The 15,675-nt window shown below is 70.5% G+C and carries 13 protein-coding genes and 1 pseudogene; 6 read left to right on the top strand and 8 right to left on the bottom strand.

The genetic code is table 11. The features are described from left to right. Nucleotides 1–186: pseudogene (locus BLQ39_RS15860) on the top strand (hypothetical protein); the annotation flags it as partial. 49 nt (nucleotides 187–235) lie between these two features. Here the strand turns inward: BLQ39_RS15860 and BLQ39_RS09620 are convergent. Beyond that, a complete protein-coding gene (locus BLQ39_RS09620; protein WP_241977147.1) occupies nucleotides 236–1,075 on the bottom strand; it encodes a CPBP family intramembrane glutamic endopeptidase in 840 nt (279 codons plus the stop codon). A 57-nt stretch (nucleotides 1,076–1,132) separates the two neighbouring features. Between BLQ39_RS09620 and BLQ39_RS09615 the strand changes: the two genes are divergently transcribed. The 3 genes from BLQ39_RS09615 to BLQ39_RS09605 all read left to right on the top strand — a co-directional run bounded on the left by BLQ39_RS09615 (nucleotide 1,133) and on the right by BLQ39_RS09605 (nucleotide 4,573). Then, nucleotides 1,133–2,293 (top strand): M20/M25/M40 family metallo-hydrolase, encoded by a 1,161-nt coding sequence (locus BLQ39_RS09615; protein ID WP_092323559.1) that lies wholly within the window; start codon nucleotides 1,133–1,135, stop codon nucleotides 2,291–2,293. A gap of 275 nt (nucleotides 2,294–2,568) precedes the next feature. Beyond that, on the top strand, nucleotides 2,569–3,720 hold the full coding sequence (locus BLQ39_RS09610) for an NRAMP family divalent metal transporter (protein ID WP_092323580.1): 1,152 nt from the start codon (nucleotides 2,569–2,571) through the stop codon (nucleotides 3,718–3,720). Nucleotides 3,721–3,730: 10 nt separating this feature from the next. Beyond that, a complete protein-coding gene (locus BLQ39_RS09605; RefSeq protein ID WP_092323557.1) occupies nucleotides 3,731–4,573 on the top strand; it encodes a putative hydro-lyase in 843 nt (280 codons plus the stop codon). A gap of 24 nt (nucleotides 4,574–4,597) precedes the next feature. Here the strand turns inward: BLQ39_RS09605 and BLQ39_RS15620 are convergent, their stop codons facing one another. The 6 genes from BLQ39_RS15620 to yczE all read right to left on the bottom strand — a co-directional run bounded on the left by BLQ39_RS15620 (nucleotide 4,598) and on the right by yczE (nucleotide 10,456). After that, nucleotides 4,598–4,750, bottom strand: coding sequence for an LPXTG cell wall anchor domain-containing protein (locus BLQ39_RS15620; protein ID WP_134475482.1), 153 nt, complete (start codon nucleotides 4,748–4,750; stop codon nucleotides 4,598–4,600). A 70-nt stretch (nucleotides 4,751–4,820) separates the two neighbouring features. Beyond that, nucleotides 4,821–5,519 (bottom strand): GntR family transcriptional regulator, encoded by a 699-nt coding sequence (locus tag BLQ39_RS09600; RefSeq protein WP_092323556.1) that lies wholly within the window; start codon nucleotides 5,517–5,519, stop codon nucleotides 4,821–4,823. Between the two features lie 35 nt (nucleotides 5,520–5,554). Beyond that, the gene (locus BLQ39_RS09595; protein WP_092323554.1) at nucleotides 5,555–7,327 is read right to left on the bottom strand and encodes an acetyl/propionyl/methylcrotonyl-CoA carboxylase subunit alpha; all 1,773 of its coding nucleotides are present in this window, start codon (nucleotides 7,325–7,327) and stop codon (nucleotides 5,555–5,557) included. Between the two features lie 5 nt (nucleotides 7,328–7,332). Then, the gene (locus BLQ39_RS09590) at nucleotides 7,333–8,976 is read right to left on the bottom strand and encodes a 5-oxoprolinase subunit B/C family protein (RefSeq protein ID WP_092323553.1); all 1,644 of its coding nucleotides are present in this window, start codon (nucleotides 8,974–8,976) and stop codon (nucleotides 7,333–7,335) included. A 1-nt stretch (nucleotide 8,977) separates the two neighbouring features. Further along, a complete protein-coding gene (locus BLQ39_RS09585; protein ID WP_092323578.1) occupies nucleotides 8,978–9,736 on the bottom strand; it encodes a LamB/YcsF family protein in 759 nt (252 codons plus the stop codon). A 90-nt stretch (nucleotides 9,737–9,826) separates the two neighbouring features. Continuing rightward, entirely contained in the window at nucleotides 9,827–10,456 is a 630-nt protein-coding gene (gene yczE / locus BLQ39_RS09580; protein ID WP_092323551.1) for a membrane protein YczE, read from the bottom strand. 63 nt (nucleotides 10,457–10,519) lie between these two features. On the opposite strand from yczE, the gene yczR reads away from it, so the two are divergent. Further along, complete coding sequence (yczR, locus tag BLQ39_RS09575) at nucleotides 10,520–11,980, top strand: MocR-like transcription factor YczR (RefSeq protein WP_092323550.1); 1,461 nt, start codon at nucleotides 10,520–10,522, stop codon at nucleotides 11,978–11,980. A gap of 90 nt (nucleotides 11,981–12,070) precedes the next feature. Here the strand turns inward: yczR and BLQ39_RS09570 are convergent, their stop codons facing one another. Then, nucleotides 12,071–12,274 carry a dodecin family protein gene (locus BLQ39_RS09570; RefSeq protein WP_092323549.1) on the bottom strand — a complete coding sequence of 68 codons (204 nt, stop codon included), beginning with the start codon at nucleotides 12,272–12,274 and terminating at the stop codon, nucleotides 12,071–12,073. Between the two features lie 130 nt (nucleotides 12,275–12,404). On the opposite strand from BLQ39_RS09570, the gene BLQ39_RS09565 reads away from it, so the two are divergent. Next, nucleotides 12,405–15,617, top strand: a complete 3,213-nt coding sequence (locus BLQ39_RS09565; protein ID WP_092323547.1) for an efflux RND transporter permease subunit — start codon at nucleotides 12,405–12,407, stop codon at nucleotides 15,615–15,617. Nucleotides 15,618–15,675 lie beyond the last annotated feature (58 nt).

Here is a 15,675-nt window from a genome sequence, read left to right as displayed (position 1 = left end):
AAACACGAGGCCGGCTGGAAAGTCAGCCAGGCCAAGGACGGAACCGGCACCCTCACCTGGACAACCCCGACCGGCCACACCTACGTGACCGAATCGGAGACCATAATCGGCACCGCCATCAGCGCCGAACTCCGACAGAAGGCCACGCGAACCGACGCATCAGCTGGCCCGGCCCGCGAGAGGTGAAGGGGACGCCGGGCAAGAACGGGTGATTTCCGGGCGCAGGCCTGGCGGTTCAGTAGAGGAAAATGGGCAGCCACTCGCGGGTGTGGGCGTGCACGATCACCAGGAAGACCACCAGGTCGAAGAGGAGATGCACGCAGACGACATAGGTCAGGGACTTGGTGACCTTGAAGATGTAGCCCTGCAGCAGGGCGAACGGGAACGTCATCAGGGGTCCCCAGCTTTGGTAGCCGAGCTCCCAGAGGAACGAGGTGAAGATTACCGCCTGCAGCAGGTTCGCCTGCCAGTCCGGGAAGTGCCGCCGGAGCAGAGCGAACACCGTGCAGATGAAGAACAACTCGTCCCAGATGCCCACGAAGCCCACTCCGACGAAGAGGCGGCCGATCTCGTCGGGCGCGGTCACGGCCGGCCAGTTCTCGTAGGAGCCCGAGCGGATGAAGTACGTCGGCAGGATGAGCCAGCCCAGGATGACCACGATCACCAGGTACCAGCGCTCGAGCACGCTCCACCGCTGTCCGGTCCGGATCGGAAACCGGATCGCGTGCGTGCGGTAGACGTAACGCGCGATCAGGTACGGCCCGAGCACGGCCAGGCCGAGCACGATGCCCATCAGCGCCATGTTCGGGTAGCTGATGTCAGCCTCGACCGAGATCGTGCTGACGATGGCCAGGCCGAGCGCGATCAACAACAGGTCCCTGAACAGGGCGCGATTGATCACGAACGCGAGCAGCAGGGCGGCGCCCAGCACGACGTAGCCGGCGAGCTGGAACTGCAGGCCGAACAGCAGCACGGCGGATGCCGACACCAGGCCGGCCGGCACCAGCCCCCACGACGCGCGCGGCGGCATCCGCGTGGCCGTCCCGCTGCCAATCGGACTCTTGTCGACACCCATGGTAAAACCCTACCGAGTGCGCCCGGTTCACTCCCATCGGGCAGGTAGATTCGACGCGTGCCCCAGCGAGAACTTCCCCGTGACCTTGACCCCATAGCGGTCGCCCAGCAGCTCATCGCGATCGATTCGGTCAACCCCGACCTCGTGCCCGGCGCCGCGGGCGAGCACGCGATCGCGGCCTGGTGCTCCGACTGGTTCGCCCGGCAGGGGTTCGAGGTGCACCGGCTCGAGGACCGTCCCGGCCGTCCGTCCGTCGTCGGCATCGCGCGCGGAAGCGGGGGTGGGCGCTCGCTCATGCTGAACGGCCACCTCGACACCGTCGGTGTCGCCGGCTACGACGGCGACCCGCTCTACGGCGAGGTGCAGGGCGGGATGCTCTTCGGCCGCGGCGCCTTCGACATGAAGGGCGGGCTGGCGGCCATCCTGGTGGCCGCGGCGCGCGCATCCGCCGCGGGCCTGGCCGGCGACGTGATCGTCACCCTTGTCGCCGACGAGGAGTTCGGCAGCCTCGGCACCGAGGAGGTGCTGCGCCACTTCCGGGCGGATGCCGCCATCGTGACCGAACCCAGCGAGCTCTGCCTCACCGTCGCCCACCGCGGCTTCGCCTGGTTCGAGGTCGAGCTGACCGGCCGGGCGGCGCACGGGTCGATGCCGGAGCAGGGCGTCGACGCTATCGCCCACGCCGGGCTCGTGCTCCGGGCCCTCGACGGACTGCGGGACCGCCTCGAATCGGCCCCGGCACACCCGCTGCTCGGCCAGGGCACCGTGCGCGTGTCGATGATCAGGGGCGGGGAGGACGCCGCGACGGTCGCGCCATCCTGCACGCTCACGGTCGAGCGGCGCACCCTGCCCGGAGAGGCTCCGGATGCTGTGGAGGCCGAGCTGGCCCTGCTGCTCGAGCGGTTGGCCGCAGCCACGCCCGAATTCTCCTTCCGCCTCACCCGGCTCGTGGCGCGCGGTGCATTCGAGGCCGACCCGGACTGGCCGATCGTACGTGCGCTCAGCGGCCAGGCCGAGCGCGTGCTGGGCGTCCCGCCCGCCCGCCGTGGCGAGCCCTTCTGGACCGACGCTGGCCTCATCCACGAGGCGGGCATCCCGTGCCTGCTGCTCGGGGTTCGCGGCGGCGGCGCGCACGCCGACAAGGAATGGGCGGAGGTGGCGTCGGTGCATCGGCTCACCGAGATCCTCACCGGCACGATCGCCGACTTCTGCGGCTGAGCCGGGGACGTGGACTGGTCAATCCCGAGGACGGCCTGTGCCGGCAGGCACCTCCAGTCCGCCACGTTCCGCCCCGGCTGATCAGCGACTTTGGCGCTGAGGTTGCGGTGATTGTTGAACAATCGTAGGCTTTCACGAAATCAGTGACCTCCGGTGCTGACGCATTTCCCCACAATGAAGTGAGCGCACCCATGGCCACGACCGCCGTACCAAAGCTTCAGCGTCCGAAGAAGACGCGTCCGAAGAACAAGCACAGGAGCGCCCTGCTCGGCGCGATGTTCCTGATGGCCACGAGCGCCGTCGGCCCCGGCTTCATCATCCAGACCACCACCTTCACGGTGCAACTCGGTGCGGCCTTCGCCTTCGCGATCCTGGTCTCGATCCTCGTCGACATCGCCGTGCAGCTGAACGTCTGGCGAGTCATCGGCGTGAGCGGCAAGCGCGCCCAGGAGCTCGCCAACACCGTGCTCCCCGGCGCCGGCTGGTTCCTCGCCGCACTGATCTTCCTCGGCGGACTCGTCTTCAACATCGGCAACATCGCCGGCACCGGCCTGGCCACCAACGTGCTCTTCGGCGTCGACGCGAAGATCGGCGGCATCATCTCCGCCGTCATCGCCATCGCCATCTTCCTGAGCAAGCGGGCCGGGCTCGCGCTCGACAAGATCGTCGTCATCCTCGGCGCCGTGATGATCCTGCTGATCGCCTACGTCGCGATCGTCTCGCAGCCGCCGCTCGGACTCGCGCTCAAGAACGCCGTCATCCCCGACAACGTCGACTTCCTGATCATCACCACCCTGATCGGCGGCACCATCGGCGGCTACATCACCTACGCCGGCGCGCACCGGATGATCGACGCCGGCGTCTCCGGACGTGAGAACGTTCGGGAGATCACCCGCAGCTCGGTGCTCGGCATCATCATCACCGGCGTGATCCGCGTGCTTCTGTTCCTGGCCATCCTCGGCGTGGTTGCCGGCGGAGTCGCCCTGACCGGCGACAACATGCCGGCCGAGGCCTTCCAGGCGGCCGCCGGCGAGGTCGGCCTCAAGCTGTTCGGAATCGTGCTCTGGGCGGCATCGATCACCTCCGTCATCGGGGCCGCGTACACCTCGATTTCCTTCGTGACGACCGCGAAAACCAGGCCGCGCACCCGCAGCATCGCCACGGTCGTCTTCATCGCGGTCTCGACAGTCGTGTTCACCCTGCTCGGCCAGGCCCCGGCCACCCTGCTGATCATGGCCGGCGCGATCAACGGGCTGATCCTCCCGGTCGGCTTCGCCGTCATCCTCTGGGTGGCCTGGCGCCGCCGCGACCTGCTCGGCGGGTACGTCTACCCCAAGGTGTTGCTCTTCATCGGCCTCGCAGCCTGGTTGCTCACGCTCTTCCTCGGCTACAAGTCACTCAGCGGCCTCGCGCTGCTGTGGGTCTAGGCGACACCGGATGCCTCCGCGCAGGCGGCCCGGCACGGCCGCGGTCCCGGGCGGCACGGCCTCACTCCCGGGCGACCCGGCCTCGCTCACCCCGGCGGAGGCCCGCGCCCTGTTCCGGGGCGGCCTCGCCTCGCCCACGGCCGGCTGGTCGCGGGGGTTCACCCAGGCGAACCTGATCATCGTCCCGCGGGCCCAGGCCTTCGACGTGCTGCTGTTCGCGCAGCGCAACCCGAAGTCCTGCCCCATCCTCGGTGTGCAGGGCGCCGGTGAGACGAGCGGTCCGCTGCTGCCCGGCGGCGACATCCGCACCGACCTGCCCCGGTACACCGTCTACGAGGACGGCGTGCTCGTGGCCGAACCCGGAGACATCACCGACTGGTGGCAGGACGACCTCGTGACCTTCATCATCGGCTGCAGCTTCACCTTCGAGGCGGCGCTGCAGGATGCCGGCATCCCGATCGCCCACATCGAGCAGGGCGTCAACGTGCCGATGTACCGCACCACCGTGCGCTCGGCATCCGCCGGCGCCCTGTCCGGGCCGATGGTCGTCTCGATGCGGCCGATCCCGGCCGCGCAGGTGGAGGACGCCGTGCGGATCACCGCCCGCTACCCGGCCGTGCACGGGGCGCCCGTGCACGCGGGGGACCCGACGGTGCTCGGTATCGCCGACCTGGCAGCGCCGGACTTCGGTGACGCCGTCGAGATCCAGCGCGGCGAGGTCCCGGTCTTCTGGGCCTGCGGGGTCACCCCGCAGGCCGCCGTGATGGAGTCCAGGCCGTCGCTGGCGATCGGCCACGCGCCCGGCTTCATGCTGATCACCGATGCCCGAGACTCGGACTACCTCGTCCCGTAGTCGGATGTACGGCGCCGCGCGCCGCTATTTCGCCGTCTTGCGCTTCACCCAGCCGTACGCGGCGGTCGCCAGGAACAGGACGATTCCGATGACGGCGAGCCAGAACAGGCCCTCGATCACGAAACCGAGCACCGATAACACAAGCCAGACAACGAGCAGGAACACGATCAGGTTCATCATGGATGCCACGCTACTATGCGGATCCGGCGCGCACCGGTAATCAACAGCCGCCGGCTCGGCGCGGCAGTCAGCTCCGCCGGACGCTCGATTCCTCGGCGATCGCGGCCAGCAGCTGATCCTGGGCGCGGCCCAGGTAGCCGGTGAGAAGCGCGGCGGCCTCCGCGCGCTCACCGGCCTCGAGCAGCTCCACGATCCGTGCGTTGTCCTCCACGTACGGCGCGTGGAAGGCGGTATCGGCGACCATGGAGTGGAAAACGAGCCGCATCTCGGCGAGAACCTGCGTCATCAGGAGGTCGAGCCGGTCGCTGCCGGCCAGGGCAACGACCGCGGCGTGGAAAGCCTGGTTCGCATCCGCCATGCCCGACACCGAGCCGGCGTCGCGCGCCTCCCGCGCGCGCTCGACCGCGTGCCGCAGGGGCGTGTTGTCGGTCGCCGGCGACCAGGCCAGCGCCGCCGGTTCCAGGTACCGGCGCACCCGATAGATCTCGCGGATGTCGTCCGCGGAGGGGCGGGCCACGGAGACGCCCCGGTTCGGGATCCTGGTGACGACGTGTTCGGCGGCGAGGGCGGAGAAGGCCTCGCGCAGGGTATTGCGGGAGACGCCGAGCGCCTCGCCCAGCGCCTCCTCGGAGAGCTTCGATCCGGGGGCGAGCTGCCCGGCGGCGATCCGCTCCCGCAGCACGGACGCCACCCACATCCCGGTCTCGGCGTGCCTGGCCCCTTCGCGGTGCAGGCGCAGGTCGGCCAGGATGTCCTCGAGAGTCATGTGCCCACGCTATCGGGCGTCGGCTGCCCGGCGGCTCACGCGCGGATGGACGCGACGGCGGTGTCGAGCGTCACGATGTCGCCCGGTCCGACGAGGTGCGCGGCAAGGGTCCCGCTCCGGTGGGCGGCGACGGTGGTCTCCATCTTCATGGCCTCCACGACGAGCACCGGATCTCCCTCCGCGACCTCGGTTCCGGCAGCGACCAGCCACTTCACGACCGAACCGCCCATCGCGGAGCGCAGGGTGGCCGAGTCGACGAGGTTGCCGACGCCGTCGGATGCCGCGGCGCCGGTGCCAGGTCCGCCGCCGGCAGCCCCGGAGCGGGCCAGGCCGCCGCTTTCCAGGGAACCGAGGAGCCCGGCCGGCAGGCCGAGCGCCATCCGTCGCCCGTCGAGTTCGATCGTGATCGTGCGGCGGACGGCCTCGGGCTCCGCCGGGGCGAACCGGGGGTCGCCCGCGAGCTGCTCGGCGAATTCGGATTCGATCCAGCCCGTGTGCACGCCGAGGCGGTCGGGCGAGGAGAACGCGGGCGTCTGCACCACCGCGCGGTGGAAGGGCAGCACGGTGGGCAGCCCGGCGATCTCGAACTCGGCCAGCGCCCGGCGGGCCCGGCGCAGGGCCTGCTGCCGGTCGGCGCCGGTGACGATGAGCTTGGCGAGCAGCGAGTCGAACTGGGGGGAAACGGCGTCGCCCGCGCGCACGCCGGTATCGACCCGGATGCCGGGCCCGGTCGGCGGGGTGAACCCCGTGACGGTGCCGGGGGAGGGCAGGAATCCGCGCCCGACGTCCTCCGCATTGATCCGGAACTCGATCGAGTGCCCGCGCGGCTCGGGGTCGTCATCGACGGGCAGGTCCCCGCCGGCGGCGATGGCCAGCTGCGCCAGCACGAGGTCGATCCCCGAGGTCTCCTCGGTGACCGGATGCTCCACCTGGAGCCGGGTGTTCACCTCCAGGAACGAGACCGTCCCGTCTTCGGCGAGCAGATACTCGACCGTGCCGGCGCCCGCGTAGCCGGCCTCGCGGCAGATCGCCTTGGCCGAGGAGTGGATCTGCTCGCGCTGGGCCGCGGTGAGGAACGGCGCGGGCGCCTCCTCGACCAGCTTCTGGTTGCGGCGCTGCAGCGAGCAGTCGCGGGTGCCGACGACGATCACGTTGCCGCGTCCGTCCGCGAGGATCTGCGCCTCGACGTGCCGGGGCCGGCTGAGGAAGCGCTCCACGAAGCACTCGCCGCGGCCGAACGCGGCCTGGGACTCCCGCACGGCCGAGTCGAAGGCCTCCTCGATGGCATCCAGCTCCCAGACCACCTTGAGCCCGCGCCCGCCTCCGCCGAAGGCCGCCTTGATGGCCACCGGGAGGCCGTGCTCCACCGCGAAGGCCCGCACCTCGGCGCCGGTTTCGACCGTGCCTTCCGACCCGGCGACGAGGGGCGCGCCGACCCGGATGGCGATCTCGCGGGCGGACACCTTGTTGCCCAGGGTGCGGATCGCCTCGGGGCTGGGCCCGATCCAGGTCAGCCCGGCGTCCAGCACGGCCTGCGCGAAGTCGGCGTTCTCGGAGAGGAAGCCGTAGCCGGGGTGCACGGCGTCCGCGCCGGAACGGCGGGCGATCTCGAGCAGCCTGGCCTGGTCGAGGTAGGTCTCGGCCGGGCTATTCCCGTCCAGGGAGTACGCCTCGGTGGCGAGGCCCACGTGCAGTGCGTCGGCGTCCGCATCCGCGTAGACGGCGACGGACTCGAGGCCGGCGTCGTCGCAGCCGCGGATGACGCGGACGGCGATTTCGCCGCGGTTGGCGATCAGGACTTTCTGCATGGGTGTCACCTGTCGGTTGTGGTCTGGCGCGCGGGCGTCTCCGCGGGAACGGGAAGGAGCGGGTCGGCCCCGGGAGCCGGCGTGAACCGGATCCGTGCGCCGGTGGGGAGCTGGGCGGCCCGGTCGAGGTCGGCCGGAAGCACGACGCCGATCACGGGGTAGCCGCCGGTGGCCGGGTGGTCGGCGAGGAACAGCACGGGCAGTCCGGACGACGGCAGCTGGATGGCGCCGGTGACGGTGCCCTCGCTGGGCAACTCGCCCGGCCGCGACCTCTCCAGCGGTTCGCCGTCCAGCCGCAGTCCGATCCGGTTGGATCGGGCCGTGACGGTCCAGGTGGCTCCGGCGAAGCGTTCGATCGTTTCCGGATCGAACCAGTCGGAACGCGGTCCAGGCACGAAACGCAGCTCCGTCAGCTCGGCCGGCGGTTCGGATTCGATGCCTGGGGCGCCGACGACGCTCGAGGGCGGTGCGGCCAGCACGCGGAGCCGGGTGCCGGAACCGAGCGGCTGCGGTCCGATCCCGGAGAGGGTGTCGGTGGAGCGGCTGCCGAGCACGGGGAGAACGTCGAGCCCACCGCGGAAGGCGAGGTAGCTTCGCACCCCGGCCACGGGGGGCCCGACTGTGAGGGTTTCGCCGGCCAGCAGCGCGAACGGGGTCCCGGTGGGGACCGCCCGTGCGCCCGTCGGACCGTCGATGGCGAGCGGGACGCGCGCGCCGGTCACGGCCAGGACCTGGTCGGTGACGGCCTCGAGCGCGAGCCCGCCGAGGGCGTTCTCGAGCCCGGCGGCGTCGACGGGATTGCCCGCGAGCCGGTTGGCCCTCCGCAGCGCACCTCGGTCGAGGGCGCCGCTGCCGGCTACGCCGAGCGCGGCCTGGCCCTCGCGGCCGAGGTCCTGCACGGTGGTCTGCAGGCCGGGGGAACGCACGATGACGCCGTCCGCCGGCGGCTCGGCGCCGTCGATCACGCGCGCCGCTGCGAGGCCGGAGGCGAGGTCTGAGGCGAGGCCGCCCGCCGCCAGCACGAGCTCACGCACGGGCCGGAATTGCACCCGGTTTCCCGGCCGCACCAGGGCGGGCTGTTCGCGGCCCAGGTCCCACATCGGCGCGGTCGTGCGGCCGATCAGCTGCCACCCGCCCGGGGATGCCCGCGGGTAGACGGCGGAGTAGGTGTCGGCAAGGGCCACGGATCCGGCGGGAACCGCGCTTCGGGGCGTGGCTCGCCGGGGAACCGTGAGCGACGTCGTTTCGCCGGCGAGGTAGGCGAAGCCTGGAGCGAATCCGCCGAAGGCAGCGGTCCAGGTTTGCTCCGAATGGGCGGCGATCACGCCGTCGACGCCGAGCCCGGTGAGCTCGGCAACTCGGGCGAGGTCCTCACCGTCGTAGACGGTGTCGATGATCACGAGCGTGGCGTCGGCAGCCGTGACCGTGTCGACGTCCAGCAGGCGCAGCCGGGCGGCGAAACCGCGGGCCGCGGCAGGGGAGACGGCCGAGACGAGTACGGTCTCGGCGGCGGCGATCACGTCCAGCTGCCCGTCGAGCGGGTGCTCCTGCAGCTGGGCCTGCAGGCTGAGGACCTGGGCGAGGCTGTCCAGTTCGACCAACACCGCGCGGTCGCCGACGGGGCCGATACCGCGGATCTGCCCGGCCATGTCAGACGAAACTTTGGATTTCGATGCCGGAGCCCAGCAGGGCGGCGCGGACGGCGGCGGCCATCGCGACGGCGCCGGGGGTGTCGCCGTGCAGGCAGATGCTCTCGGCCCGGACGTCGATGATCGTGCCGTCGATGGCGCGGATCTGGCGGTCGACGGCCAGGCGGAGCACGTGGTCGGTGACCTCGCCGATGTCGCGCAGCACCGCCCCCGGCCGGGTCCGGGCGACGAGGGTCCCGTCGGCGTTGTAGGCGCGGTCGGCGAACGCCTCGGAGACGGTGCGGAGCCCGGCGGCCCGGGCCGCACGCTCGATCTCGGAGTTCGGGAGCACCATCACCGGCAGGCTCGGATCGACCGACACGATGGCATCCACGACGGCCCTGGCCTGCTCGGGGTGGTGCACGATCGTGTTGTAGAGGGCGCCGTGCGGCTTGACGTAGCTGACCGTGGTTCCGGCGACCCGGGCCAGCGATTCGAGGGCGCCGATCTGGTAGATGATTTCGTCGGTGAGGTGGTCGGGGGCCATGTCGATGAACCGGCGGCCGAAACCGGCCAGGTCGCGGTAGCCCGGATGCGCGCCGACCGTGACGCCGGCCAGGGCGGCGGCCGCGCAGGTGGCGCGGATTGTGCTCGGATCCCCGGCGTGGAAGGCGCAGGCGACGTTGACGCTGGACACCGAGGCGATGATCGCCTCGTCATCGCCGAAGGTCCAGTTGCCGAAGGATTCTCCGACGTCGCTGTTCAAATCAATGGTGGACACCGTCATCCGCCTTCCTCAAGAAGTCTTCCTAAGGATGCACCATTTCCGGTGATTGTTCAACAATCTGGGGCAAATCGCCGGCGGGCTCGATCACCGGGCGGGCACGGCCACCGGAACCGGCGAGGTCGGCAGGGCGGCCTCCGCCGGGCGCCTGATCGCGAAGAACGGGATCGTCCAGTGGCAGAGCGGCCCGATCAGCACGGCGAAGAGCACGGTGCCGATGCCCACGTTCCCGCCGAGCGCCCAGCCGATCCCGAGCACGACCACCTCGACCCCGGTGCGCCCGATCCAGATCTTCCAGCCGGTGCGCTTGTGCAGGCCGGTCATCAGGCCGTCGCGCGGGCCGGGGCCGAAGTGCGCGCCGATGTAGAGCCCGGTCGCCGCGGCGAGCACGAGCAGGCCGGCCGCGAAGAGCAGGATCCGGGCCCAGAGGTCCAGGCCCTCGGGGATCAGCCGGAGGCCGAGATCCGCGGCGGGGCCGACCAGGAGAGCGTTCAGCACGGTGCCGATGCCCGGCTTCTGCCGAAGCGGGATCCAGAACAGCAGCACGATGCCGCTGGTGAGGATCGTGATCAGACCAAAGCCGAGGTGGGTGTGCCGGTCGATGCCCTGGGTGAGCACGTCCCACGGGGCGACGCCGATCGCCCCGCGCACGATGAGCGCAATACCGATTCCGTAGAGGAAAAGGCCAATAAGGAGTTGAGCGATGCGCCGGGTCATGAAAACCAATCCAATTGCACTATTGGTCTGTTATCAAGTAGCCAATCTCACTACAGTGGCCCCATGGCGGTGAACCAGGTGAGTGCCCGGTCGCTCGAGGCGCTCCTCGGCGAGTGGCGCAGCGGGGCGAGCGCCTATCTCGCCCTGGCCGACCGCATCCGCCTGCTCACCCTCGACGGGCGCATCCCGACCGACACCCGCCTGCCCGCCGAGCGCGACCTCAGCGCACGACTCGGGCTCAGCCGTACGACCGTGACCGCCGCATACCGGGAGCTGCGCGACGCCGGCGCCCTGGTCAGCGTGCGCGGCTCGGGCAGCAGGGTGCGGCTGCCCGGCGCGGCGCGGGCGCGGGCGGACGACCCCCTGGGCGGCATCCTCGACTTCAGCAAGGCCACGATGCCGGCCCTGCCCGGCCTCGCGGACATCGCCGCGCTCGCCGCCCCCGAGCTGGCGGGCCACCTCGGTGACTCGGGCTTCGACCCGGTGGGGATCCCCGAGCTGCGCGCCGCGATCGCCGACCGCTATGCGGCCCGCGGGCTGCCGACCGACCCCGAGCAGATCATGGTCACCCTGGGCGCGCAGCACGCGATCGCCCTGCTCGCCCGCGTGTTGATCGGCCGGGGCGATCGCGCGCTGATCGAGATGCCGAGCTACCCGCACGCCTACGAGGCGCTGCGAGGGGCGGGGGCGCGCCTGGTGCCGGTCGGCGTCTCGGCAGCCGGGCCGGGCGAGGATGCCGCGGCCGGCGGCTGGGACGAAACGGCGCTCCTGCAGACCCTGCAGCGCAGCAACCCCGTGCTCGGCTACCTGATGCCCGACTTCCACAACCCGACCGGGCGGAGCATGCCCGTCGACCAGCGGGAGCGGGTGCTCGCCGCCGCTGCTCGGGCGGGTACCGTGCTCATCGCCGACGAGACGATCGCCGAACTCGACATCGACCGGGTGGGCGATTTCCTGCCGTTCGCCGCCTACGCCGAGTCCGTGCGGTCGGGGACCGCCGTGTCGATCGGCTCGGTCGGCAAGACCGTCTGGGGTGGCCTGCGGATCGGCTGGATCCGCGCGGACCGCTCTCTCATCCGCAAACTCGTCTCGGCCCGGGCCGCGAACGACCTCGGCACCCCGATTCTCGAGCAGCTCATCGTGGCGCGCATCCTGTCCGACCTGCCCGCCATCCTCGCCTTGCGGTCCGACGAACTCCAGAGCGGCAGGGACCACCTGGAGGGGCTGGTGGCCGACCGGTTCCCGGACTGGCACGTACCGCACGTCGACGGCGGGATCACCGCGTGGGTGAACCTCGGCATCCCGGTCAGCTCCCGGCTCGCGCTCGCCGCGCGCACCTACGGCCTCCTCGTGCCCGCCGGTCCGCAGTTCGGCATCGACGGAGCCTTCGAGCGGTTCCTGCGGCTCCCGTTCTGCTACAGCCCCGAGGAGATGGACCGCGCCATCGACGCGCTCGGGCTCGCCTGGGATTCGCTGCTGCGGCATCCGATGGCCGACACCGGCTACCTCGCCGACGTCGTCTAGCGTTTCGGCCGCGCCCGCCCTGAGGGGTCGCAAATCGACCTTCCCTGGCCGGTTGAAGGTCGATTTGCGACCCCTCAGGGGCCGGCCCGGCTAGTCGTCCAGCACGAACGTCACTTCGATCACGACGTCCCACGCCGTGATCGCGCCGCCCTCGACGACGACCTTCTGCTCCTTGACCCAGGCGCCGGAGATGCCGCGCAGGGTCTTGTGGGCGCGGGAGATCCCCTCCGAAACGGCGTCCTCGAACGACGTGTCAGACCGGACACTCAGGGTGGTCACGCGGGCGACAGTCATGGTTCCTCCTCGTAGATGCGGGCTTGTTCGGTCGACACTACGCCCGCGCGACCGGCCGCAACAGCCCGCCGGCGCGGGAGAGGACGCGGGATTCGAGATTCTGCACGGACTGCAATGAGATACTGGGCGGGTGCACATTCTCGCCGTATTGAGTATGAAAAATCGGGCGCTCATTGCGCTGATCACGATCGTCGCTGCTGTTTTCGGCAGCCTCGCCCTGACCAGCCTCAAGCAGGAGCTGATCCCGTCCCTGCAGCTTCCGCAGCTGCTCATCACGACGAGCTACCCCGGCGCCTCGCCCGAGGTCGTCAACGACGACGTGTCGACACCGATCGAGACCGCCATCCAGGGCATTGCCGGTCTCGAATCCACCTCGACGACGAGCAGCACGAACTCGTCCCTGATCAGCGCGACCTTCACCTACGGCACCGACCTGGTCAAGGCCGAATCGAAGATCAGCCAGGCCATCAACCGGATCAAGTCCACCCTCCCGGAGAACATCGACCCGCAGGTGCTCAGCGGCAGCATCGACGACTTCCCGGTCCTGTCCGTGGCCGTTTCGGGCGGCGATGCCGAGACGCTGGCCGACGATCTCCGGCGCAGCGTGCTGGGCGACATCCGCGACGTGGAGGGCGTGCGCGACGCGGCGCTGGTGGGCGACGTCGGCCAGCGCGTGAACATCACGCCGGATGACGCGGCCCTCGCCGCCCGGGGACTCACCAGCCAGGCGATCACGCAGGCACTCGCCCAGAACGGATCGCTCCTGCCTGCCGGAGCGATCACCGAGGGCGACAAGACCCTCTCCGTGCAGACCGGCACGAAACTCGGCTCCGCCGAAGACATTGCGGCGCTGCCGATCCTGTCCGGCCTGAAGGGCGACGCCTTACGCAGGACGATCGGCGACGTGGCCACGGTCGAGCTGGCCGCGAACCCGGAGACGAGCATCTCCCGGGTGAACGGCGAACCGGCGCTGACGATCTCGGTGACCAAGGTGCCGGCCGCGAACACCGTCGAAGTTTCGGAGGCCGTGCGCGCCCTGCTCCCCACCCTGGAGGCGGCCGTCGCCGGCACAACCTTCACGGTCGTGTTCGACCAGGCCCCGTTCATCCAGGAGTCGATCGACTCGCTGACCCAGGAGGGAATGCTCGGCCTCCTCTTCGCCGTGCTCGTGATCCTGGTCTTCCTGCTCTCGGTGCGGGCCACCCTGGTCACGGCGATCTCCATCCCGACCTCGGTGCTCATCACCTTCATCGGGCTGCAGGCGGTGGGCTACTCGCTCAACATCCTCACGCTCGGCGCGCTCACGATCGCCATCGGTCGCGTGGTCGACGACTCGATCGTCGTGATCGAGAACATCATGCGCAACCTCGTCGCGGGCCCGGATCGCGCGGCGACAATCGTGCGGGCGGTGAAGGAGGTCGCGGGCGCCATCACCGCGTCGACCGTAACTACGGTCACGGTTTTCCTGCCGATCGCGTTCGTCGGCGGCTCGACCGGGGAGCTGTTCCGGCCGTTCGCCCTCACGGTGTCCCTCGCCCTGCTCGCCTCGCTGCTCGTGTCACTGACGATCGTGCCGGTGCTTGCGTTCTGGTTCCTCAAGCCGCCCAAGCCGGCGGCCGCGGCGGCGCCGGAGGTCGAGCAGACGGTGGTAGAGCCCGTCGAGACCGGGATCGCGCCAAGCTCGATCACCGCTCCAAGCTCGATCACCGCGACAGCGACGGCGACCAGGGCCGAGGCCGCAGCCACGGCCATCGAGTCGCTCGAGCACCCGAGCCGACTGCAGAAGAGCTACCTGCCGGTCATCCGCTGGACCCTCAAGCATGCCGTCGCCACCCTCCTCCTCGCGGTGCTCGTGCTCGGCGGCACGGTCGCCCTGCTCCCGCTGATGAAGGTGAACTTCCTCGGCGCGACCGGGCAGACCACCTTCCGGGTCATCCAGACCCTGCCCGTCGGCACGAGCCTTGCCGCGCAGGACGAGGCCGCCGCCGTCGTCGAAGGCACGCTCCAGGAGGTCGAGGGCATTGAGATCGTGCAGCTCTCGATCGGCGGCAGCAGTGCCGAGGCGGCCTTCCGCGGCGGCTCCACCTCGAACGCGGTGACCTACTCGATCACGACCGATGACACGGCCGACCCCGACGAGGTGCAGGACGAGGTCCGGCAGGAGCTGGCGAAGCTCGACGACATCGGCGAGATCTCGGTGGCGTCCGCGGGCGGCTTCGGCGGATCATCCGACATCGAGGTGCAGGTCACGGCCGCCACCGGCGCGGACCTGCAGACGGCGACGGATGCGATCCTGGCCGGAGTGCAGGACCTCGACGCGATCAAGCAGAGCACCAGCAACCTTGCCGCCTCGCGCCCGTACATCGCCGTCACGGTGGACCGGGATGCCGCCGTCCGCGCGGGGCTGAGCGAGCTCGCCCTCGGCACCCTCGTCTCGCAGGCGATGCAGCCGAGCGTGATCGGGTCGATGGTGATCGACGAATCGAACCTGTCGGTCTACCTCCAGGCGGCGGACTCGCCCGCGACTACGGCCGAGCTCGCCGCCCTGCCAGTCCCCACGGCGTTCGGCCCGGTGGCGCTCGACACGCTTGCGACCGTCGAACAGGTCGACGGGCCGTCGACGATCACAACCACGAAGGGCCTCCGCACGGCGACGGTTTCGGCCACGCCGGACAGCGACGACCTCGGCACGGCCAACGCCCGGATGGCCACCGTGCTCGAGGATACCGAGCTGCCGACCGGCGCCACCGCGACGCTCGGCGGCGTGACCGCCGACCAGACCGAGGCCTTCCAGCAGCTGGGCCTGGCCATGCTCGCGGCCATCCTGATCGTCTACGTCGTCATGGTGGCCACCTTCCGGTCGCTGTTGCAGCCGCTGCTGCTGCTCGTCTCGGTGCCGTTCGCGGCGACCGGGGCGATCGCCCTGCAGGTCATCACCGGCATCCCGCTCGGCGTTCCGTCGCTGATCGGCGTGCTGATGTTGATCGGAATCGTGGTGACGAACGCGATCGTGCTGATCGACCTCGTGAACCAGTACCGCCGGAGGGGGCTCTCGGTGCGCGAGGCGCTCATCTACGGCGCCTCACGGCGTCTTCGCCCGATCCTGATGACGGCGCTCGCCACGATCTTCGCGCTGCTGCCGATGGCGGCCGGACTCACGGGGCAAGGCGGCTTCATTTCGCAGCCTCTCGCGGTCGTCGTGATCGGCGGACTCGTCTCGTCGACGCTGCTCACCCTCGTGGTTCTGCCGGTGTTGTACTACGTCGTCGAGGGTCGACGCGAGCGCCGGGCCGAGCGCCTGGCCCGCCGCGTTGCCGGCGCCCCGGCCGTGCCAACCGTCTAGGCGAGCGAGCATTGCCCCCTGCTATGGTTTTTCTCAGAACAGCAGGCGGGGGCAATGG

This window comes from Cryobacterium psychrotolerans, from assembly GCF_900101115.1.
Lineage (GTDB): Bacteria > Actinomycetota > Actinomycetes > Actinomycetales > Microbacteriaceae > Cryobacterium > Cryobacterium psychrotolerans.
Note: the sequence above shows the minus strand (reverse complement) of the source record. Positions and strands in the feature narration are given on the sequence as shown.